This window comes from Pyramidobacter porci, assembly GCF_009695745.1.
GTDB lineage: Bacteria > Synergistota > Synergistia > Synergistales > Dethiosulfovibrionaceae > Pyramidobacter > Pyramidobacter porci.
Genome location: NZ_VUNH01000001.1, coordinates 351,535 through 371,567, shown reverse-complemented (window position 1 = coordinate 371,567; position 20,033 = coordinate 351,535). Strand labels below are relative to the sequence as shown.

The following is a 20,033-nucleotide window of genomic DNA, read 5'->3' as shown; positions in this document are numbered from 1 at the left end:
CTACGATGTAGAGTCCATTCCTGTAGGGGGATATTATGAGATTTTTGATCGATGGAACTGAGTGGACCTTTCCGCATATGGAATCGCTGTCGCGGGAGGAACAGCTCGAGACGCTGCGGGAAAAGGTTTCCGCCGAAGGGCGCGTGATCGTCGACATGCTTTCGGACGGCGAATCGCTGGATGACGGGGATTTGCTGACAGTCCCGGACGGCATCGACGTGGACGTTCTGACCAACACTCCCTGGGGACTGGGGATGGAGCTCCTTGAAGAGATCAAAGATTCCCTGCTTGAAGTCTTCAAAAGATTGCAGGGGATCCTTGACGGCGCCGAGGTCTTCGCAGCCTCCATGCTGGACGGGATTTACGCTTCTCTGGACTGGATCGGCGAGGTGGCGGACGGTTTTCGCGACGCGTATCCCGAATACGGCGGCGCGCTTCCCGACGCGGCGCCGCTGCGCCGGAGCGTGGAAACGTTCCAGGAGCTTATGGCCGCCGGCCGTTTTGCGGAAGCCCAGGCTTGGCACGAGAACGAGTGGAAGCGCGAGGTCCTGCCGCCCTTCCTGGACGGTGTAAAGCAGCTTCGCGGCTGGTTCGAGTCGGAGGATGCCAAAGATTCCGAGACGCCGGGGGAGGACACAGAATGAGCTTGCGAAAAGGACTGGCGATCTTTCTGTTCCTGACGCTGGGCGTCGGCGCGCTGATCATCTGTGTAAGCGTGGACAAGCACGCGCTTCACGCGTTTATGCACATGAGGAAGATCAACATTTTGTACGTGCTGATGATGGTCTTTCTGGCCTGGAGCTGCGACGCTTCGCGTTTTTGCCTGACGGCGCGGGCCATGGGCTACAGGATCCGTTTTGTCCGCGGTCTGGTGCTGACCTGGCTGCACTATTTCGGCTGCGCGCTGACGCCCATGCAGGTCGGCGGCGGCCCGTTCCAGGTCTACGTACTGTACAAGTCGGGCGTGCCGGTCGGCTCGGGCATCGCCATCACGCTGATCCGCACGCTGTTCAGCACCTTTCTGCTGAGCATCGCGGCGCCGGTGGCTTTTCTGACGGTGCCGCAGCTGGCGGCCGGCGGCGTGCTGGTCAAGGGCGTGTTCTTTTACGTGGGGATCCTGTCGGTGGTCATGTGGGTCGTTTTTATCCTCAGCATCCTCAAGGCCGACATGATCAAGCGCTTTTGCTGCGCCATGTTCCTCTGGCTGAAGAAGTTCAAATGGTTCAGCCGGCTGCGCGTGCTGCGCGCCTACCGCGTCACCTGTTCCGAAATCGACAGCTATTCCGAAAACGTGAAGCGCATGGTCGGCCCCGGGCTGCCGTATTTTATCGGCGCGTTCCTGCTTTCCGTCTGCCATCTGGTGGCGCTGTTCTCCGTGCTGCCGCTGCTGATGCACGCGGTGAGGCTGCCGGTCCATTATCTGCACGCCGTGCTGGCGCAGGCCATGTTCATGTTCATTCTCTACTTCATCCCCACGCCCGGCGCCAGCGGCGTGGCCGAGGGCGGCGGCGCCGCGATTTTCGGCCTGCTGATGCCGGAGAACATGGCGGGAATCATGGCCGTCATCTGCCGTTTTTTCACGGAATATCTGGCTATCTTCATGGGCTGCATCGTCGCCATCCGCATGATCGGCTGGGGCACGGCGGAGAAGATCATCAGCGGTTCCCGGGACGAACTGATCGAAGAGGAGCGGAACAATGGGGAATAACGCTTTGCAGAAACTTCGCGCCTGGGCGTTCAAACAGCGCGGCGGCATTTGGACGGTGCTGTTCGTCGTGATTCTCGCCCTGGCGCGCCCGCTGCCCGCCCGCATCGTCCCCGGTCTGATCCTGGTGGCGCTCGGGCAGCTGCTGCGCTTCTGGGGCGTGGGCTGCATCACGCTTTACCGCGGCGAGGAAGTCAAGGCCCAGCGCCTGGCGACGTGGGGCCCCTACGCATTGGTCCGCAATCCGCTGTACGTGGCCAACGGTCTGCTGGGACTGGGCTGGGCCTGGATGTCGGGCAACGTGCCCACGGTTGTGTTCCTGGCGGCGTTTTGCGTGCTCTACGGCGCGCTGATCGTGCCTCATGAAGAGGCGTTTTTGGCGCGGAAGTTCGGCCGGGAGTACGAGGATTACAAAAAGCGCGTCGGGCGCTTCGTGCCGAAGAACTTTTCCCGCGAAGCCCTTGCCCATGTCGGCTCCGGCGGGTACGACGCTTCGGTCCTGTTGAAAAGCGAGATCCATTCGCTGCTCGTCACGGTCGTCGGCACGGCGCTGATCTTTTCGCGCCTGTGGTGGTAAAAAACGGAATACAAAAAAATCCGCTCTCCCGGCGCGTGTCGCGGGAAGAGCGGATTTTTTTGTTATGCGGGATGCGGGTCAGCGGGGCAGCAGGCCGAGTTTTTTCTTGACCTTGCCCAGCGTCCGCTCGGCGATATGGGCGGCCGTTTCCGCGCCCTTGCGGTAAAGCGCTTCCAGCGCCGCCTTGTCGGCCGTCAGCGCCGCGAATTTTTCGCGGATCGGGCGCAGCTCTTCCGCGACGGCTTCGCCGACGGCGAGCTTGAAATCGCCGTAGCCCTTGCCGGCGAAGTCGCGCTCGATCCGGTCGTAGCTTTCGCCGGTGACGACCGAATAAATGCTCATCAGGTTGTTGATGCCGTCCTTGCCTTCGCGGTAACAGACGACGGTCTCGCTGTCGGTGACGGCGCGCTTGAACTTGTTGACGATGGCGTTCGGCTCGTCGAGGATGGAGATGAACGCGTTGACGTTCGTGTCCGACTTGGACATCTTCTTCGTCGGCTCCTGCAGCGACATGATGCGCGCGCCGGCCTCGGGAATGTAGGCGTCGGGCATGCGGAACACCTCGCCGTAGATGTTGTTGAAGCGGGCCGCCACGTCGCGGGTGAACTCCAGATGCTGGCGCTGGTCTTCCCCGACGGGGACGAAATCGGCCTGGTAAAGCAGAATGTCGGCCGCCATCAGCGCGGGATAGGTAAACAGCCCGGCGTTGACGTTGTCGACGTGCTTGGCCGACTTGTCCTTGAACTGGGTCATGCGCGACAACTCGCCGAACATGGAATAGCAGGACAGGATCCAGCTCAGTTCGGCGTGAGCGTGGACGTGGCTCTGAATGAAAACCAGGCTCTTTTCGGGATCGATGCCGCAGGCCAGCAGCAGCGCAAAAGCGTCCAACGTCTGCTTGCGCAGTTTGGCCGGCTCCTGGCGCACCGTCAGCGAGTGCAGGTCGGCGATGAAATAGGCGCAGTCGTAATCCTCCTGCATTTTGCCCCAGTTGCGCACCGCGCCGATGTAGTTGCCCAGCGTAAAAATCCCCGTCGGCTGGATGCCGCTGAGAATCACTTTTTTCCGTTCCGTCCGCGTCGCTTCGTTCACTGTCATATCCTCCTTGACTTCATGGGCCTGGCTTGAAAACGAGGCCATACAGCATAGAATTGTATTGCCCTTTTGGTGAAGAATCAAGGATGGATTTGTATTCGCTTGCGATGGTATTGCGAAATTGTCGGGGAATGGAGCATGAATTCGACAAAGTCTTTGGGGCCCAGTTATTGTTGCTTTTCACGACCTAAATTCATATAATGAAAAAAGCAGCGGTATTTATTGAAATGATCGCGACGCGATGCTCTTCTCGAAGGAGTGGGGAAAATGTCGGATTCAACGAAAAGCGAGTCGACGTCGAGAACTCTGGAACATGGGCTCGACGTGCTTCTGTGCTTTTTGAAAAATCATCGTGAACTTTCGCTGACGGAGATCGCCAGGACGGTCGGCCGCAACACGACAAGCACCTATCGGCTGATCCAAACGCTGGCGGAAAAAGGTTTTTTGTCGAGGAATCCCGAGAACCGCAAGTATTTTCCCGGCATGGCCGTGAAAATGCTCGGCGAACTTGTGGACGATAAAGAGGAACTGCGCCTCGCGGCGCATCCGTATCTGGTCAAAGTGCACAGGGAATTCAACGAGAACGTTTCCGTGTATATTTACCATAACTTCAAGCGTCTCTGCATCGACCGCATCGAGAGCACGCATCCGCTGCGCCAGACCGTGCTGGTCGGAGAGGAACTGCCGCTGACGCTGGGCGGCGGCGGGACGGCGCTGCTGGCGTTTTTGCCGCCCAAGGTGCAGGCGGCGGTGATGAAGTCCGACCCCGGCGTTTCGCCGGAGAAGCTGCAGGAAATCCGCAAAAAAGGGTACGCCGTCTCCTACGATGAAATGGGGCAGGGAAGCGTGGGGATCGGCGTCCCCATTTTCGACAAAAACGGACAGGTCCTTGCGGCGCTGAATCTCTCCGGACCAACCAACCGCCTGACGGACGACGTCGTCGAACGCGGCGTGGCCCGTTTGCGGGAAATTGCGGCGCAGGTCACTTCGGAACTGGCATCGTGAAAGATCGGCCCCTTGGCCGGAAAATCTGCGATCCCTCGGCGCAAAGCGCAGGACGAGCGGGAGTTTTTTCCTCCCGCCCGTCCTGCACTTGTTTTACAAAACGGGCGCTCTCGCGAGAGAACGTCCTTTGCTTTTATCCGAACAGATCGCTGTGCGAACCGGTACGGCTGAGGATCAAGACCAAATCGTTATGGTCAATAGCGTAGACGAGCAACCAGTCCGGCTCGATATGGCACTCGCGAAACCCTGACCAATTGCCGCCCAAATCGTGGGCGCGGCACTCTTTGGGGAGAGGCAGCTCTTTTGCGAGCGTTTCGATGACGTCTTCCAGCCGCCGAATATCGTACCCACGCTTGCGGATACGCTTGTAGTCGCTCTTGAAGGCCGACTGATATCTGAGGTTAAGCATCGAGATCGGCCATCAAGTCTTTTACGGACGAGAAAGTCTTGCTCAGGCCGCGGCGCGCGCGGGTGTCTTCCATGGCCGCGCGCGTCGCAGCGTTGGGGCGGTCGCGCGCGATGGCGAACGGGATCCGCCGCTCGTACACAACCTGGCGCGCAAAGATGTTAATGGCCACCGACGTATTCAGCCCGAAGTCGGCGAGCATTTCTTCGAAATCGGCTTTCAGGTTTTCGTCCATTCTTACGGTGACGTTGGTTGTCGCCATGATCATCAGCTCCTTTCTGTCTTAAATTGTAGTGTGATAAATGTGCGTTGTCAATACAACGCACTATTCAGTTTCAACTTCTTTGAAGATGTATCTCAACGTTAATCGGTCTCGTCATTTTGCTCAAATCATAACCGCCGGCAATGCCGGCGGTTTTCGTTTTACAACGACAAGGCCGGACAATGTCCGGCCTTGTCTCTATGTGACTCTTCGTGAGATTTCGTTCTGGTGGAGGCGCGGGGAATTGCACCCCGGTCCTGACATGGTGTGTATGAATGAGCGGCTACAGGCTTAGTCGATTTCTTTACTGCGCAGAAGCGGGACTGTGACCGACAAAACAGCCGCCGCCTCTCTACGTTCCGGGACCATACGCCGCTCGCAGTGATTGACCCTCACAACCTTGCGGGCGCTCTCAGTTGCTCGGGCGGTTGCTTGGTTAAGCAGCCAGTGCGTAGTTGTTGTCGTTTCTTTTTTGTGACAGGTAACGCCTGTCGCTCGGCCTGCTCTCAGACTTCCACCATACCAGTCGAACCTGATCGCCCCCAATGAATGTGGACAACGAACGACACACAATCGGCTAATAATCTTTGCCGCGGTTGCGCAGCTCCCGTGCGATGGCGCGCTTGGCGTCGCGTTCGATGATCGCGTCGCGGCGGTCGTGCGCGTTTTTTCCCTGCGCGAGAGCCAGCGCGACTTTCGCCAGCCGTCCCTCTTTCAGGTACATGGAAAGGGGAACGAGCGTGAAGCCTTTCTCTTTGACCTTGGCGCTGAGCCGCCGCAGTTCCGACTTGTGGAGCAGCAGCTTGCGGTTTTGGCGCGGATCGTGCTGGTACCAGCTCGCTTTTTCGTACGGGGAGATGTGGACGTTCATCAGCCACAGCTCGCCGCGTTCGAACTTGGCGTAGCCGTCTTTCAAGTTGACTTTGCCGGCGCGCACCGACTTGATCTCCGTGCCGGTCAGCACGACGCCGCATTCGAAGGTGTCGACGACGAAGTAGTCGTGGCGCGCCTTGCGGTTCAGCGCGACCACGTAGTCTTTCTTCTTCTGCTCCATCGCCGTCACTCCTCTGCGCGTTTATTTTAATCGGAAGGTCAATTTTAGTCAATCAAATCTTTGCGGACAAAAAAAAGTCCCGGCCAAGGCCGGGGCTTGCGCATCCGAAAATGGTCGGGGTGAGAGGATTCGAACCTCCGACCTCCTCGTCCCGAACGAGGCGCGCTAACCAGACTGCGCTACACCCCGGACACGACGGGAATTGTACATCATTGTCCCTGTTTCGTCAATGAGGCAATTGCGGATCAGTCGTCGTCTCCGTGACGCCGCCGGTTTCTTCCCGCGCCGCCGTCGGAGGACGAAATGCCGGGCAGCTGCACCTTGCCCAGCGCGGCGACGGGCAGTTCGACCCACCCCCAGGGCGTGACGACGAGAAAGCGCAGCGATATGCCGTGTTCCGCCATGGCCTTGATGTGGTCGCTGTATTCGAGCACGTCGAAGGGGATCCAGCAGTCGGAGACGACCCACATGCGGCGGCACTCCTCGCGCGAAAAGATCAGGCTGTAATCGACGGCGAGGCGCATGGCGTCGGTGAGATCGACTTCGCCGAGATAGAGCACCACGGCTTCGGGGCGCGGCGCCGGCGGCGTTATGGCGGGCAGCAGGGCGGCCTGCGATTCGAGCCACGAGAGTTCGCCAAAGAACATGTCGGGATCCTCGCGGATCGCTTCCCAGTAGGGCAGATCCAGGCCGTCCAGGCGGAACGATTTGGTCAGCCAGCCTTTGACCTGGTTGAGCAGCCTGACGATGTGCGACGGATAGTCGGGATTGAGCATGCTGCGCATCAACGAGCTGACAGTCAGCGGCGTCGGCGCGTCGGAAAAATCTTTGTCCATTTTATACCTCCACAGAGCGTGAACTTTTCGACTGAATAAGCATATCACAAAAAATCGACTTTGTTCTCATGACGTGAAATGTATGGGATAATAAGTCGCGTGAAATTTATGTCCCGAGGAGGAATAACATGGAGCCTGTGCGTCTGCGCGCGGAAAAATGCGTTTTTGTGATGATCGACCTGCAGGAAAAATTGGTGCCGGCGATGAGCGGGATCGAGCCGGTCTTGTACGAGGCGGAGCGGCTGCTGAAGTCGGCGGCGGTGTTGAAAATCCCCGTGCTGGCTACGGAGCAGTATCCCAAGGGACTGGGCGCGACGGTGCCGCCGCTGCGCGGGCTGCTCGGCTCCGCGGCGGTGATGGACAAAACCAGCTTCTCGTGCTTCGGCGCGGACGGTTTTGCGGCAGCGCTGGCGCGCTGCGGGCGGAGGTCGGCCGTCGTCTTCGGCATCGAGAGCCATATCTGCGTTTTTTCCACGGCCATGGAGCTGAAAGAGCGCGGCTACGATGTCGCCGTCGTCGAAGAGGCGTGCGCGAGCCGCAACCGCCGGCATCACGAGCTGGCGATGCGCAACCTGCTGGCGGCGGGCGTCGCCGTGCTGCCGGCGGAGACGGTCGTCTATCAGCTCCTGGACCGGTCGGGAACGCCGGAGTTCAAGGCGCTGCTGCCGCTGTTCAAATAAAGTCGATGATGCCCTGCTGGGCGGCCGCCCTGTGCGGAGCTGCCGCCGGAGCCTTTGTGTGCACGTTCGCGCGCCGGACGGCGGACGATGAAAAAAAGATCCTTGCCGGCCGGCGCGTCTTCGCCGGCTGCGCCGTTCTGACGGCCATTTTCTGGGCTCTGCTCGTTTCGAGCTGGCCGCTGCGCCGTGACTGGGCGCTGGCCGCGGCGACGCTGTGCTTCGCCGAGTTCCACGCGCTGACCGACCTGAGCGACGGCTATATTTACGACCGGGCCGTCGCCGCTTCTCTGGCGGCGGCGCTGGCGCTGCGGCTGCCTTACGGCGTTCTGCCCGGAGCGAAGGAAATTCTTCTGGGCACGGCGGCCGGGGCCGTGCCGCTGGCGCTGCTCGTCCTGCTTACGCGCGGCGGCATGGGCTGGGGTGACGTGTCCCTGATGGCGGGACTGGGGGCGCTGCTGGGCTGGAAACTGACGGCGCTGACTCTGTACGGCGGCATCGTCTCGGGCGGCGTGGCCGCCCTGTTCCTGCTGCTTGCGAAGCGCGTCGGGCGAAAGGACGCGCTGCCGCTGGCGCCGTTTTTGCTGATCGGCCTCCTTTTCGCGCTCTGGGCGGCGCCGCGGATCGGCCCGCGGCTGGGGACGGCGATCGGCTTTTTCGAAGGATAGCCGGCGGCCCGCATGACCTGGCGGAGAAAAGAATCCGCTTTGAGCTTTGGCGTTTTTCTGCTATCATAGGCGAAACGAAGTTCCACGATCATTCAAAGGGGGATATGAAAATGAATCTTACAGTGGTCGATCATCTCGGCGTCGCCGTGCCCAGCATCGACGAAGCGCTGGCGTTCTGGCAGGATACGCTGGGCGTCGCGTGCCACGGCGTGGAGGAAGTCGCCGACCAGAAAGTGAAGACGGCGTTTCTGCCCATCAGGGACACCGAGGTCGAGCTTCTCGAACCGACCAGCGACGACAGCCCGGTCGCCAAGTTCATGGAGAAAAACGGCGGCCGCGGCGGCCTGCATCACGTGGCGATCCGCGTCGAGAACCTCGAAGCGGCTTTGGCCGAGCTGAAAGAAAAGGGCGTCCGTCTGATCGACGAGAAGCCCCGCCGCGGCGCGGGCGGCGCGATGATCGCCTTTCTGCATCCCAAATCGACCGGCGGCGTGCTGCTCGAGCTCTGCGAACGCCAATAAATCTACCGCGAAAGTTGAACGCGCAGAGCGGCACGAAACGTGCGAACGTAAGGAGAAGACGCGCATATGGCCCGCTTTATCGCTTCGGAACCATTCTGGAACCTGTTTCCCCAAGCCGAGATCGGCATTGTCGTCGCCCGCGGCCTGGAAAACCATGCCGACAAGGTGAAAGACCGCTCCGCCATCGCCGCGGACCTCGAGAGCGCGCTGAACGAGTCGAGGAAATTCCTCAGCGGCGAAACGCTCAGCCAGTGTCCCGTCGTGGCGGTCTGGCGCGACGCCTTCAAGCTCTTCAAAACGAAAAAGGGCGCGCGCAGCTCGATCGAAGCGCTGCTGAAGCGGGTGGAAAAAGGCAAGGGGCTCGGCAGCGTCAACCCGCTGGTGGACATCTACAACGCCGTGTCGCTCACCTGGGGGTTCCCCGTCGGCGGCGAAGATCTCGACGCCTTTCGGGGAGACCTGCGCCTCGACGTCAGCGCCGGCGGCGATCCTTTCTTGGCGCTTGGCGACGAGGCGGAAGAGCCGACGCTGCCCGGCGAAGTCTGCTACCGCGACGACGCCGGCGCCGTATGCCGCTGCTGGAACTGGCGCGACGGCCAGCGCACCATGCTGACCGAGGACACGGTCAACGCTTTTCTGGTCATCGAATCCGTCGCGCCGGAACGCCGCGAGGATCTGCGCCGCGCGCTGGAAATGCTTGCGGAAAAAGCGCGGCGCCGTCTTGGCGGAACGTGCCGCATCGTCGTCGCCGACCGCGAAAACCGCTCCGTCAGCCTTGAATAGAGCGCGGAATACCCCCGTGCCGTGATGTTCCACGTGGAACAATCAGAGCGGCCGGAAGCCGATGAAATCCAGATCATCGGTTTCCGGCCGCTCTTCGTCTTTCCGCGGCTCGAAAGGTTTTCTGCCGGAAAAAAACTCTTTCGTCCCGCCCGTCGATCGGCGCGACGGGGGAGAAGCCGAGCTTTACGGCTGCTCGTCACGCTGCCGTCGCATCCGTTTGAAAGTCCGCTGCGCGCGGCGCCGGGCGCGGTCTTTGGCCGCCTCGTCCAATTGCGGCGCGACGAAATCCAGCCCTTGCTGCGCGTCCTCGTTGCCGCAGAGTTTCGACAGCTCGAACCAGAAGCAGGCCTCCTCGAAATCGACGGGGAACCCCTCGCCGTTGGCGTACATCACGCCGAGATTGACCTGCGCGCGGCTGTTGCCCGACAGCGCCGCGCGTTCAAACCAGGTTTTCGCCTCCCGAAAGTTCTGCGCCGTGCCGTCGCCCGTTTTGTTCAGCCAGGCCACGTTGTACCAGGCCGTGACGTCGCCGAGCTCCGCCGCCTTCTTGAAATATTCGAAGGCCAGCGCGTGATCCGCCGCGACGTGTTTGCCCGTGTAATACAGAACGCCCAGACGAAAGAGCGCGTTGTGCTCCCCGCGTTCGGCGGCGGCCTTGTACCATTGCAGCGCTTTCGCCGGCGACCTTGTGACGCCTTCGCCGTTCTCGTAGCGCCAAGCCAGGATATTCATGGCCTCCGAGCTGCCGTTTCGGGCGGCTTTTTCGTACCACCGCACAGCCTGCTTCGCGTCTTTTTTCACGAAAATCCCTTTTTGATAAAGCTGGGCGAGGAGCAGCTGCGCTTCGGGCAGATTCGCCCGGTCCGCCCGCTTGAGAAGCTCGAAAGCTGTCCTCCTGTAAGCGGGGTTGTTCCCGTTCAGATACAGTACGGCGAGAAATTTCATCGCAAAAGCGTCGTTCTGCGCCGCGGCTTTGCTGTAAAGCGCGATGGCCCGCGCGGTGTCCTTCTCGAGTTTTTCGCCCGTTTCATAGAGGAGCCCGAGCTCCCGCTGCGCCTGCGCGTAGCCCCCGTCAGCCGCGCGGCGCAGCCAGAGCATGGGATGAATTCCGTCCGGCGCGGCCGCCAGTCCCCAGTCCTGCGCGCGGGCGAGAAGCAGCTGCGCCTGGACGCAGCCCTTGCGGGCGTATTCGTCGAGGATCGGCAGAATGGCGCCGTAGGCGTCGCCGCTCTCGGGGGAGAGCGCTTTGTGACGGTTGTAAAGCTCGGTGATTCGAGAGTAATCCCGCTGCCGGTCGGAGAGAAGAATGGCCAGGGCGTGATAGGGAACGGGGTCGGGAGAGTTCTCCCGCGTGATGCGGGAAAAAATTTCTTCCGCTTCCCGCTCCCGCCCGTCAAACCAGGCCCGCAGTCCCTGCCCCGTGCGCTTGTCCGATTTCGAAAACGCCGCCGGCGTTTCCGCTTTTTCCGTCGGGGCGCCGCGCGCCGGCAGGACGAAAACGACGCTCACCAGCAACGCGGCGGCGAACTTTGTCTTTTCCATGGGATCTCCTTGAGGTTCCTTCTCCAAAAATATGAATTTGAAAATTTGCGTGTGATGCTGCATAACGAAAACAGCGACTCGTACAAGCTTCATTTTACCTCATCTGCATCTTCCGTGCTTCCGAATTTTTCGAGAGAGCGAATCCTGCCTCAACCTCTAGAGGATGAGCGCGGGAAAAAACGGACGGCAAAAAGCTGCGTGAAGTTTTTCGCGGCGGCGCGGACTTCGACGACAAGTCCTTTTCTCTCGAAACTTGCGAAACCTGACGATGCCTTTTTCGGGGAGAAAGATGGCCAATTCTAATTGTTGATGCATTAAAAATATGGATATATTTTTAATTCTAAAGATTTTTTTGCCGTAAAGTATCTGTTGTAAATTCGTGAAAGGAAACGCATAATACCAGTATGATTTGTGAGCTTTTCACAACTTTCTGCCCAAAGTTTGTGCAAGGCTTTCAGTCAGGTGCAATTTCGTTGCAGCGAAATGTTATTTTTATTAATTCTAGGGAGGCTTTCGTATATGGACCAACTAACGGCACTGGTTTCAAAAGCGAACGGTTTTATCTGGGGACTTTACTGTCTGATTCCTCTTCTCTGCGGTACAGGATTGTATTTTACGCTTCGCCTCAAGTTCGTTCAGGTTCGCAAATTTGGCCAGGCGTTCAAGCATGTGTTCGGCGGACTGACGCTCTTCGGCGAGCGCGCCGGCAAGGAAGGCATGAGCTCGTTCCAGGCTTTGGCGACGGCCATCGCCGCTCAGGTCGGCACCGGCAATCTGGCCGGCGCGGCCACGGCCATCGCCATGGGCGGCCCCGGCGCCATCTTTTGGATGTGGATCGCGGCTTTCTTCGGCATGGGCACGATCTTCGCCGAAGCCGTTCTGGCCCAGACGTACAAGGGCAAGGATGAACTCGGCAACGTGGTCGGCGGCCCCGCGTACTACATCACCGAGGGTCTTCACTGCCGGCCGCTGGCGATCTTCTTCTCCGTCGCGATCATCATCGCCCTCGGCTGCATCGGCAACATGGTGCAGTCCAACTCAATCGCCGACGCGTTCAGCAACGCCTTCGGCACGAACCGCCTGATCGTCGGCTGCGTCGTCGGCGCCATCTCCGCCTACGTGTTCTTCGGCGGCGTCGGCCGCATCGCCTCTCTGACCGAAAAGATCGTGCCGATCATGGCGGGACTGTATATCCTCGGCGGACTGTACATTCTTGTGCGTTTCGGCACCCGGATCCCTCACATGTTCTGGATGATTATCGACGGAGCTTTCGATCCCAAGGCCGCGACCGGCGGTCTGATCGGCGCGACGATCAAGGAAGCCGTGCGTTACGGCGTCGCCCGCGGCCTGTTCTCCAATGAGGCCGGCATGGGCTCCACGCCTCACGCCCACGCCGTCGCCAAGGTCAAGCACCCGGCGGAGCAGGGCCTTGCCGCGATCATGGGCGTTTTCATCGACACCTTCATCGTCCTCAACATGACGGCCTTCGTCATCTTCGTCACCGGCGTCCTCGACGGCAAGACCAGCGGCATCACCCTGACGCAGAACGCGTTCAAGGTCGGCCTCGGCAGCTGGGGACTTCCCTTCGTGGCCGTCTGCATGCTCTTCTTCGCGTTCTCGACGATCATCGGCTGGTATTTCTTCGGCGAGCAGAATATCAAGTACCTGTTCGGCAACAAGGGGCTGACTCCTTACCGCCTCGTCGTCGTCGCCTTCGTCGTCGTCGGTTCTGTCCTCAAGCTCGACCTCGTCTGGGAACTTTCCGATTTCTTCAACGGCATCATGGTGTTCCCCAACTTGATCGCTTTGATCGGCCTCGCCAAGGTCGTTTCCAAAGCGCTGGACGACTTCGACAACGACGGCAAACTGAAAGCCTGATTCGAAGCCGGACGCAAGTTCGCAAAAGAGACGCCGTCTTCGGCATCCTGAAAGAGACCGCGTGATTGTACAAAAAACGGAGCGAGAGAAACGGTGATCGTTGTCTCGCTCCGTTTCTTTCGTGGATGAGCGGAGAAGAAACGCTGCGGCCGGCGCCCTTTTTTGGTATACTTTCATCATCTCTGCGAAGGAGGTTTCTCGATGAACCCGAGCGTTTTTTACATGATCGTGGCCGTCCTGGTCGGCCTGTGGGGCGTGACCGCCTATAACCGGCTGGTGCGCCTCGGTTCGCGCCGGGACGAGGGCTGGAGCGGCATTTCCGTGCAGCTGAAGCGCCGCCACGATCTGGTCCCCAATCTCGTCGCGGCCGCAAAAGGATTGGCCGGGCACGAAAAAGAACTCATGCTCAGCGTTGCGCAGGCTCGCGCGGCGCAGGGAAGCGGTTCGCCCCGCGAGATCGCCGCCGCCGAAAGCGCCCTCACCGCCGCTTTGGGGCGCTTTGTCGCCGTCGCCGAAGCGTATCCCGAAGTCAAGGCCGACCGCGCCTTCGGCGATCTCATGAGCGAGCTGAGCCGTCTTGAAGACGACCTGCAGCTGGCGCGCCGCTATTACAACGGCGCCGTGCGCGAGTACAACGTGGCCGTGCGCTCCTTCCCCTCGTCGCTGGTGGCGGCGCTGACCGGGTTCCGCCGCGCCGATTTCTTCGAACTGAGCGACGCCGGCGAAGCCCAGGCCCCGAAAGTGTCGTTGTGACATGCCGAAGCATCGAGCGGACAGACCGAAGCGACGCCTGAAGGAAGAAAATGCTAAACTGACGGTCAAAAAATAAGGAACCGCGCGCCATCTTCCGGCGTACGGTTCCTTATTTTTTGAAAGGACTTTCCGACTGGCCGATGAAAAATGGCAAAGCTCTTTCGACAAGCCGAACGACGTTTTTTACGGAAAATGTTCCACGTGGAACATTTTCGTGATGATCGACCGGACGATGGCCGACGAATGGCAGATTGAATGTGAGAAATCTATGGGCAATATATTCAGAAGCTACTTGCTTGTGAAGGTATTGCCTGTTAAAATGATCAAGATTAAAGTTGGTTGAAGTTGGGTTGAGGTTGTGGCGCGGCGTGATTGCGTCAATTTGAACTTGAAAGTGGAGGTTGGTACGAATGAAAAAAAGATTGAAACATAAGCGAATTATGGGGGGAGGGAGCCCCCTCGGTGAAAAACGCTCGTCGACTGTCCTGAAAAGCGGCACGCTGGCCGCCGTGGCGCTGGGGCTGATGCTGATGCGCCCCGTGCCGGGCGCGGCGGCGCCGGCCACGAACCCGCCCGGCGAAGGGCCGGGCATCGCCATCGGTACCGGTTCTTCGGCGAACCACGCGCAGAACGCGGCGATCGGCTATAACGCCACGGCCAAAGGCGCGGGGGCGCTGGCCGTAGGCGCTAATAACGCGGCCAACGCAGGTAACGCCGTCGCGCTCGGCGTCAACAACGTTGCCAATACCGGCAATTCCGTGGCAATCGGAGTGGGCAACAACGCGATAGGAAACGACAGCGTCGCCTTTGGCCGCCTGAATACGTCAAAAGGCGCTTCCAGCGTCGCCGTCGGCCGCGAGAACGCCACGAACGGCTCGACGACTTACGCTTTCGGGCTCAAGAACGCGGTGTGGGGGAACAATTCCCACGCCTACGGCGAGAGCAACGTCATTTCAGGAGCAGCTTCTTACGCTCTCGGCAAAAACAACAAGGTCGGTTCCAATAACGCCTATACGATCGGTGAAGGCAACGTCAACACGGGCCTTCGCGCGACGGTCGTCGGCAACAGCAGCAAGGCCGGCGGGCAGGACGCCTTCGTCGGCGGGTACAACAGCGCCGCCGGCTCCACCTCCAAAAACGCCGTCGTCATCGGTCAGGGCGCGCGCGTGGGAACGAGCGGTTTTAAAAAGGTCACAGTTGATCCTGCAACCGGGGCGGTCACGGCCGAATACAACGGCGAAGTCGACGCCACCGACAGCGTGGCGATCGGCAATAACGCCAATGTGATGGCTCTGAACGGCCTTGCCCTCGGCCGCACGGCCAGCGTCACGGCCGCCGGCAAGAACGGCGTGGCGCTGGGCAGCGGCGCCAGCGCGCAGGCGGAAGACGGCGTAGCGCTGGGCGCTTCTTCTGTCGCTAATCGCGCTTCCGGCACGGCCGGCTATGATTTCGCCACAGGCGCGGCTTCTACTGCTACCAGTGGAACATGGAAAGCAACAAAGGGTGCATTGTCTGTGGGTAACGGCTCTGGCACGACCCGCCAGATCACCAGCGTGGCGGCCGGCTCGCAGGATACCGACGCCGTCAACGTGGCGCAGCTGAAAAACGCCACGAACACATACGTGCATGTGAATGGTACGAATACAGCAGGGACATTGGTAACAAATAATTATGGCGCGGCCAGCGCCACGGCCGGCGCCGCGGGAAAACAATCCGTAGCTATCGGCAACAGCGCTAAGGTGCAGGCGGCGGCCGACAATGGCATCGCCGTCGGTCTCAATACGAATGCCCAGGCCGTTAACGCCATTGTGATCGGCAGCGGCGCGAATACGACGGTGACGGGCGTCGCCGGCGTGGCGTTGGGGCAGGGCGCCTCGGTTTCCGTAGACGGCGGCGTAGCGCTGGGCGCTTCATCTGTCGCCAACCGCGCTTTGGGAACCGCCGGCTGGGATTTCGCCACAGGCGCGGCTTCTACTGCTACCAGTGGAACATGGAAAGCGACGAAGGGAGCATTGTCTGTGGGTAACGGCTCTGGTACGACCCGTCAGGTCACCAGCGTTGCCGCCGGTATGCAGGATACCGACGCCGTCAACGTGGCGCAGCTGAAAAACGCTACGAACACGTATGTGCATGCCAACGGCAACACCGCCGCCGCTGCGATTGTAAACAGCAACTACGGCGCGGTCAGCGCCACGGCCGGTGCGGCCGGCAAGCGCTCCGTGGCCGCCGGCATCGACGCGAAGGTCCAAATTGCTGCCGACCAGGGCGTGGCGCTGGGCGCCTCGACGAACGTGCAATCCGTAAACGGCGTCGCGATCGGCAATGGCGCGAACACAACGACAGCGGGCGTCGCCGGCGTGGCGTTGGGGCAGGGCGCCTCGGTTTCCGTAGACGGCGGCGTGGCGTTGGGCGCTTCATCTGTCGCCAACCGCGCTTTGGGAACCGCCGGCTGGGATTTCGCCACAGGCGCGGCTTCTACTGCTACCAATGGAACATGGAAAGCGACGAAGGGCGCATTGTCTGTGGGGAACGGCTCTGGTACGACCCGCCAGATCACCAGCGTAGCCGCCGGCTCGCAGGATACCGACGCCGTCAACGTGGCGCAGCTGAAAAACGCCACGAACACGTATGTGCATGTGAATGGTACGAATACAGCAGGGACATTGGTAACAAGCAATTATGGCGCGGCCAGCGCCACGGCCGGCGCCGCGGGAAAACAATCCGTAGCTATCGGCAACAGCGCCAAGGTGCAGGCTGCAGCCGACAATGCCATTGCGATAGGCCGCGGTACCAACGCGCAATCGACCGATGCCGTCGTCATAGGCAGAGACGCCAACACGAATGCGGCGGCTGCTAACGCCATCGTTATCGGAGCAAGCGCGAATGCGAGCGCCGCCGGCATTTCCGGCGTGGCTTTAGGCAACGGCGCCAGCGCGCAGGTGGAAGGTGGCGTGGCGTTGGGTGCTTCATCTGTCGCCAACCGCGCTTTGGGAACCGCCGGTTGGGATTTCGCCACAGGCGCGGCTTCTACTGCTACCAATGGAACATGGAAAGCGACAAAGGGCGCATTGTCTGTGGGTAACGGCTCTGGTACGACCCGCCAGATCACCAGCGTGGCGGCCGGCTCGCAGGATACCGACGCGGTGAACGTGGCGCAGCTGAAAACGTTGAACATAAAAGTAGACAAAGCCAAGACGCATTTCTACAGCGTCAACTCCACGGATTCGGGCAAAGGTAATTACAACAACGATGGCGCCAAGGCGTTTAATGCCTTAGCGGCAGGCGTAGAAGTCTCTGCGCAGGGATTGTTCTCCACCGTTACGGGTTCGTATTCAACGATTGAAGGGAACGGTTCCAACTGGAGCACTGCTAATCCATATAGTGTCTTAGACGCCGCAAAGGGCGCTACGGCAACAATCTACGGTTCATTTAACACCATAAAACAAGAAGGGGCCAAGTATAACGGCGTAACAAACAGCATTGTCGGTACGGCTAATGGAACTGACAAGGCCAATGGCGCACTTATTTTTGGCGCAGGGAACAGCATATCCAATTCTTATAACGACGTAAATCTTTCTCTCAGCGAGATGTTTGAGTTAGCGCAAGCATACCAAAATAAGGATTATCTCAAAATGGGGACGATCCTTTCCGGTGCCGTTGCCCAAAGCGGCGGCGCGGTTTTGGCGATTGGCGGAGCCAATACGGCGAATTATGCGAAACGCTCCCAGCTGATCGGCGTCGGCAACAAACTGACCGGAACAAGCACTAAGACCAGCGATTTCAACCTGCTCGACGGCTACAAGAACGTCGGCGAAAACGTCAGCCACGTCACCGTGATCGGCTCGGAGAACACCGTCAAAAACGGCGACTTCAATATCGTTCTGGGCGACAAACGCAGCATGGACGGCAAGAGCCGCAACGTCGTCATCGGTTCGCTGGACAGCGCCGCGGCGACGGGCGCGTCGAACGCCGTCATTCTGGGACATGGCGCCAACGCTTCCGTCGACGGCGGCGTGGCGCTGGGCGCTTTCAGCATGGCCGACCGTCAGATGCTGTCGAACGTCTACGTGCCTGCCGGAGCCGGAGCGGCAATGGAGGCGCTCGTAAACGGCACGGTGAAGGGGTCCTACGGGGCCGTTTCCGTGGGGAACGCCAACGCCACCCGGCAGATCGCCAACGTGGCCGCCGGCAGCGCCGACACCGACGCGGTGAACGTGGCCCAGCTCAAGACGTTGGACGCCAAGATCGCCGAAACCGGCGCCACGGTGAACAAGGGACTCACCTTCAAGGCCGACGACAGCAACACCGTCAACAAGAAACTCGGCGAGACCCTCCACGTAGCCGGCGACGGCACGAACACCGAGACCAAAGTCGACGGCGGCAAGGTCGTCGTCGCCCTCAAGAACGAGCTGAAATTCGACGTTGCGGGGACGACAAACAAGCTCACGATCAACAAGGACGGCAAAGGCACGATCAACGGCCTGACCAACACCGCCCTCGATTCCGGCTGGGGCGAAGGCGACAGAGCCGGACAGGCCGCCACCGAAGGACAGCTCAAGCAGGTCGCGTCGACGTCTGCCAGCGCCCTGCAGAGCTGGGACGCCCAGATCGACGGCGTGAAAGTGAAGACCGTCAGCAAGACCGATAACGTCCTCAACTTCAAGGCAGGCAGCAACATCACGCTGAGCAACGACTCCGGCGCCATCAAAGTAAGCGTCGTCGACGCGCCCACCTTCGCCGGCAAAGTCACCGCCAAAGGCTTCGACGCCACCGGCAGCAAAGTCGTCAACGTCGCCAAGGGCGAAGTCAGCCAGACCAGCGCCGACGCCGTCAACGGCTCCCAGCTCTGGGGCGCCTCGTCGAGCGTATCCAACCACTTCGGCGGCGGCTCCACGGTCAACGTCGACGGCACGGTCTCCGCACCCACCTACATCATCCGCGGCGGCACCTACCACAACGTCGGCGACGCCCTCAGCGCCGTAGACACACAGTTCAACAACATCTACAACAGATTCGGCGACGTCTATAACCAGATGGGCGAACTGAGAGGCGAAATCAAGACCACCGGAGCGCTCGGCTCCGCCCTCGCCGGCTTGAAACCGATGCAGTACGACCCCGTCGAACCCAGCCAGATCATGGCCGGCTTCGGAGCGTACAAAGGCGAGTACGCGCTGGCCCTCGGCTTCGCGCACTACCTGAAAGAAGACTTCATGGTCCACGCCGGAGTGTCCGTCACCCACCACGGCGACTCGATGGCCAACGCCGGACTGACCTGGAAGATCGGCAGGAAAGAAGACAAGGATCAGATCCCCGAACGCTACCGCAAGGGCCCGATCAGCAGCGTCTACGTGATGCAGAAGGAGAACGCCGAACTGCAGGCCGAAGTGGCCTCGCTGCGGCAGACCAACATGCGCCAGGCCGAGCAGATGGCCGAGATGAACGCGCGTGTGGAGAAGCTGGAACGTCTGTTGCAGAGCGGCAGAAAAGCGAACTGACGTTCGAAGCGAAGAGGGCGGGTTGGCGGTTGAGATCCGCCCTCTTCTTTATGGTACAATGTGACGTGGAAATTTAAATCTTTTTTGTGTGGAGGTTTTGCGATGAGACGAGCGATGACGGTTTTTCTGGCGGTACTGCTGTTGGGGGTGGCAGCGGGAACGGCCCCGGCCACGGAGATCGCGGTGGTGGATACGGAGAGGCTCCTGACTCAGTCGATCCCCGGCAAGAAAGGACAAGAGCACCTGAGCGAGGTACAGAAGGTGCTTCAGAAGGGATACAACGACCTGGTGGCTCTGTACCGCGGCCGGGAAAACTTGCCCGAGGCGCAGGACATCATCAGGCAGGGGCAGGCCGCGCTGGAGCAGCAGATGGCGGTCGAGCGCAATGCCGCGCTGGCGGTTCTGCAGTCGGAACTGGCGGCGGCAACGGAGGCGTGGCGGAAGAAAAACCCCAGAATTCAGGCGGTCGTAAGTCGTCAACTGCTTCTCGGCGCAGACTCCAAGCTTGACGTGACAAACGCGGTAATGAAGGAAATGAACAAGCGCACTCCGAAGTTCGCTGATTTGCCCACGGTGACGGTGAACAAACCGGCTCCGGCTCAGCCCGCCCAAAAGTAAAAACGATCTTTTGCAGCGCTATCTTGAAGAGCGCGCATTGAAAGTACGACGCGATCCCCGCCATTGGACTCGGGAAAAACGAGTCCAATGGCGGGGATCGTCTTGTTTGCCGCGCTTATTGTTTCGACAAAAAGAAGAGCCGGGATGCAGAAGACGGA

General features: G+C 60.2%; 18 protein-coding genes, 1 tRNA gene and 1 other RNA gene. 12 read left to right on the top strand and 8 right to left on the bottom strand.

Annotated elements, in window-relative coordinates; translation table 11 throughout:
* The first annotated feature begins 35 nt into the window (after positions 1–35).
* Genes FYJ74_RS01715 through FYJ74_RS01705 form a run of 3 tightly spaced genes read left to right on the top strand, consistent with a single transcriptional unit; the run spans position 36 to position 2,282 of the window.
* Complete coding sequence (locus FYJ74_RS01715) at positions 36–644, top strand: hypothetical protein (RefSeq protein WP_154527887.1); 609 nt, start codon at positions 36–38, stop codon at positions 642–644.
* Positions 641–1,708, top strand: a complete 1,068-nt coding sequence (locus FYJ74_RS01710; protein WP_154527886.1) for a lysylphosphatidylglycerol synthase transmembrane domain-containing protein — start codon at positions 641–643, stop codon at positions 1,706–1,708. The genes FYJ74_RS01715 and FYJ74_RS01710 overlap by 4 nt, the downstream gene beginning before the upstream one ends.
* The gene (locus FYJ74_RS01705) at positions 1,698–2,282 is read left to right on the top strand and encodes a methyltransferase family protein (RefSeq protein ID WP_154527885.1); all 585 of its coding nucleotides are present in this window, start codon (positions 1,698–1,700) and stop codon (positions 2,280–2,282) included. The genes FYJ74_RS01710 and FYJ74_RS01705 overlap by 11 nt, the downstream gene beginning before the upstream one ends.
* Before the next feature lie 78 nt (positions 2,283–2,360).
* Here FYJ74_RS01705 and trpS read toward each other — a convergent pair whose 3' ends face one another.
* On the bottom strand, positions 2,361–3,380 hold the full coding sequence (trpS, locus tag FYJ74_RS01700) for a tryptophan--tRNA ligase (protein ID WP_154527884.1): 1,020 nt from the start codon (positions 3,378–3,380) through the stop codon (positions 2,361–2,363).
* 264 nt (positions 3,381–3,644) lie between these two features.
* Between trpS and FYJ74_RS01695 the strand changes: the two genes are divergently transcribed.
* Positions 3,645–4,382 carry an IclR family transcriptional regulator gene (locus tag FYJ74_RS01695; protein ID WP_154527883.1) on the top strand — a complete coding sequence of 246 codons (738 nt, stop codon included), beginning with the start codon at positions 3,645–3,647 and terminating at the stop codon, positions 4,380–4,382.
* A 133-nt stretch (positions 4,383–4,515) separates the two neighbouring features.
* Here the strand turns inward: FYJ74_RS01695 and FYJ74_RS01690 are convergent, their stop codons facing one another.
* From FYJ74_RS01690 to FYJ74_RS01665, 6 genes are all read right to left on the bottom strand, one after another.
* Positions 4,516–4,791, bottom strand: coding sequence for a type II toxin-antitoxin system YafQ family toxin (locus FYJ74_RS01690; protein WP_154527882.1), 276 nt, complete (start codon positions 4,789–4,791; stop codon positions 4,516–4,518).
* On the bottom strand, positions 4,784–5,050 hold the full coding sequence (locus FYJ74_RS01685; protein WP_154527881.1) for a type II toxin-antitoxin system RelB/DinJ family antitoxin: 267 nt from the start codon (positions 5,048–5,050) through the stop codon (positions 4,784–4,786). Before FYJ74_RS01685 ends, FYJ74_RS01690 begins: the two co-directional genes overlap by 8 nt.
* Positions 5,051–5,276: 226 nt before the next feature.
* Positions 5,277–5,594, bottom strand: a transfer-messenger RNA (tmRNA) gene (gene ssrA / locus FYJ74_RS01680).
* A gap of 33 nt (positions 5,595–5,627) precedes the next feature.
* Positions 5,628–6,104, bottom strand: a complete 477-nt coding sequence (smpB, locus tag FYJ74_RS01675) for an SsrA-binding protein SmpB (RefSeq protein WP_154527880.1) — start codon at positions 6,102–6,104, stop codon at positions 5,628–5,630.
* 111 nt (positions 6,105–6,215) lie between these two features.
* A tRNA-Pro gene (locus FYJ74_RS01670) sits at positions 6,216–6,293 on the bottom strand.
* Positions 6,294–6,349: 56 nt separating this feature from the next.
* Positions 6,350–6,940, bottom strand: a complete 591-nt coding sequence (locus FYJ74_RS01665; protein ID WP_154527879.1) for a hypothetical protein — start codon at positions 6,938–6,940, stop codon at positions 6,350–6,352.
* A gap of 128 nt (positions 6,941–7,068) precedes the next feature.
* On the opposite strand from FYJ74_RS01665, the gene FYJ74_RS01660 reads away from it, so the two are divergent.
* The 4 genes from FYJ74_RS01660 (at position 7,069) to FYJ74_RS01645 (ending at position 9,589) form a co-directional block, all read left to right on the top strand.
* The gene (locus FYJ74_RS01660; protein ID WP_154527878.1) at positions 7,069–7,620 is read left to right on the top strand and encodes an isochorismatase family protein; all 552 of its coding nucleotides are present in this window, start codon (positions 7,069–7,071) and stop codon (positions 7,618–7,620) included.
* Between the two features lie 8 nt (positions 7,621–7,628).
* A complete protein-coding gene (locus FYJ74_RS01655) occupies positions 7,629–8,285 on the top strand; it encodes a prepilin peptidase (protein WP_195838761.1) in 657 nt (218 codons plus the stop codon).
* A gap of 110 nt (positions 8,286–8,395) precedes the next feature.
* Positions 8,396–8,806 carry a methylmalonyl-CoA epimerase gene (gene mce / locus FYJ74_RS01650; RefSeq protein ID WP_154527876.1) on the top strand — a complete coding sequence of 137 codons (411 nt, stop codon included), beginning with the start codon at positions 8,396–8,398 and terminating at the stop codon, positions 8,804–8,806.
* A 66-nt stretch (positions 8,807–8,872) separates the two neighbouring features.
* Entirely contained in the window at positions 8,873–9,589 is a 717-nt protein-coding gene (locus FYJ74_RS01645) for a B3/B4 domain-containing protein (RefSeq protein WP_154527875.1), read from the top strand.
* A gap of 183 nt (positions 9,590–9,772) precedes the next feature.
* On the opposite strand, the gene FYJ74_RS01640 is transcribed toward FYJ74_RS01645, so the two are convergent.
* Positions 9,773–11,131 carry an SEL1-like repeat protein gene (locus tag FYJ74_RS01640; RefSeq protein ID WP_195838760.1) on the bottom strand — a complete coding sequence of 453 codons (1,359 nt, stop codon included), beginning with the start codon at positions 11,129–11,131 and terminating at the stop codon, positions 9,773–9,775.
* Positions 11,132–11,650: 519 nt separating this feature from the next.
* Between FYJ74_RS01640 and FYJ74_RS01635 the strand changes: the two genes are divergently transcribed.
* The 4 genes from FYJ74_RS01635 (at position 11,651) to FYJ74_RS01620 (ending at position 19,875) form a co-directional block, all read left to right on the top strand.
* Complete coding sequence (locus FYJ74_RS01635; protein WP_154527873.1) at positions 11,651–13,009, top strand: alanine/glycine:cation symporter family protein; 1,359 nt, start codon at positions 11,651–11,653, stop codon at positions 13,007–13,009.
* 201 nt (positions 13,010–13,210) lie between these two features.
* Positions 13,211–13,762 (top strand): LemA family protein, encoded by a 552-nt coding sequence (locus FYJ74_RS01630; protein ID WP_154527872.1) that lies wholly within the window; start codon positions 13,211–13,213, stop codon positions 13,760–13,762.
* A gap of 410 nt (positions 13,763–14,172) precedes the next feature.
* Positions 14,173–19,257, top strand: a complete 5,085-nt coding sequence (locus FYJ74_RS01625; protein ID WP_154527871.1) for a hypothetical protein — start codon at positions 14,173–14,175, stop codon at positions 19,255–19,257.
* A 102-nt stretch (positions 19,258–19,359) separates the two neighbouring features.
* The gene (locus FYJ74_RS01620; RefSeq protein WP_154527870.1) at positions 19,360–19,875 is read left to right on the top strand and encodes an OmpH family outer membrane protein; all 516 of its coding nucleotides are present in this window, start codon (positions 19,360–19,362) and stop codon (positions 19,873–19,875) included.
* Positions 19,876–20,033: the final 158 nt, after the last annotated feature.

Excerpts from the sequence above, each read along its gene's own strand:
- FYJ74_RS01660 (WP_154527878.1), top strand. The coding sequence starts at position 7,069 with ATGGAGCCTGTGCGTCTGCGCGCGGAAAAATGCGTTTTTGTGATGATC.
- FYJ74_RS01620 (WP_154527870.1), top strand. The coding sequence starts at position 19,360 with ATGAGACGAGCGATGACGGTTTTTCTGGCGGTACTGCTGTTGGGGGTG.
- FYJ74_RS01665 (WP_154527879.1), bottom strand. The coding sequence starts at position 6,940 with ATGGACAAAGATTTTTCCGACGCGCCGACGCCGCTGACTGTCAGCTCG.
- FYJ74_RS01625 (WP_154527871.1), top strand. The coding sequence starts at position 14,173 with ATGAAAAAAAGATTGAAACATAAGCGAATTATGGGGGGAGGGAGCCCC.
- FYJ74_RS01690 (WP_154527882.1), bottom strand. The coding sequence starts at position 4,791 with ATGCTTAACCTCAGATATCAGTCGGCCTTCAAGAGCGACTACAAGCGT.
- FYJ74_RS01635 (WP_154527873.1), top strand. The coding sequence starts at position 11,651 with ATGGACCAACTAACGGCACTGGTTTCAAAAGCGAACGGTTTTATCTGG.
- mce (WP_154527876.1), top strand. The coding sequence starts at position 8,396 with ATGAATCTTACAGTGGTCGATCATCTCGGCGTCGCCGTGCCCAGCATC.
- FYJ74_RS01705 (WP_154527885.1), top strand. The coding sequence starts at position 1,698 with ATGGGGAATAACGCTTTGCAGAAACTTCGCGCCTGGGCGTTCAAACAG.
- FYJ74_RS01710 (WP_154527886.1), top strand. The coding sequence starts at position 641 with ATGAGCTTGCGAAAAGGACTGGCGATCTTTCTGTTCCTGACGCTGGGC.
- trpS (WP_154527884.1), bottom strand. The coding sequence starts at position 3,380 with ATGACAGTGAACGAAGCGACGCGGACGGAACGGAAAAAAGTGATTCTC.
- smpB (WP_154527880.1), bottom strand. The coding sequence starts at position 6,104 with ATGGAGCAGAAGAAGAAAGACTACGTGGTCGCGCTGAACCGCAAGGCG.
- FYJ74_RS01685 (WP_154527881.1), bottom strand. The coding sequence starts at position 5,050 with ATGGCGACAACCAACGTCACCGTAAGAATGGACGAAAACCTGAAAGCC.
- FYJ74_RS01645 (WP_154527875.1), top strand. The coding sequence starts at position 8,873 with ATGGCCCGCTTTATCGCTTCGGAACCATTCTGGAACCTGTTTCCCCAA.
- FYJ74_RS01715 (WP_154527887.1), top strand. The coding sequence starts at position 36 with ATGAGATTTTTGATCGATGGAACTGAGTGGACCTTTCCGCATATGGAA.
- FYJ74_RS01695 (WP_154527883.1), top strand. The coding sequence starts at position 3,645 with ATGTCGGATTCAACGAAAAGCGAGTCGACGTCGAGAACTCTGGAACAT.
- FYJ74_RS01640 (WP_195838760.1), bottom strand. The coding sequence starts at position 11,131 with ATGGAAAAGACAAAGTTCGCCGCCGCGTTGCTGGTGAGCGTCGTTTTC.
- FYJ74_RS01630 (WP_154527872.1), top strand. The coding sequence starts at position 13,211 with ATGAACCCGAGCGTTTTTTACATGATCGTGGCCGTCCTGGTCGGCCTG.
- FYJ74_RS01655 (WP_195838761.1), top strand. The coding sequence starts at position 7,629 with ATGCCCTGCTGGGCGGCCGCCCTGTGCGGAGCTGCCGCCGGAGCCTTT.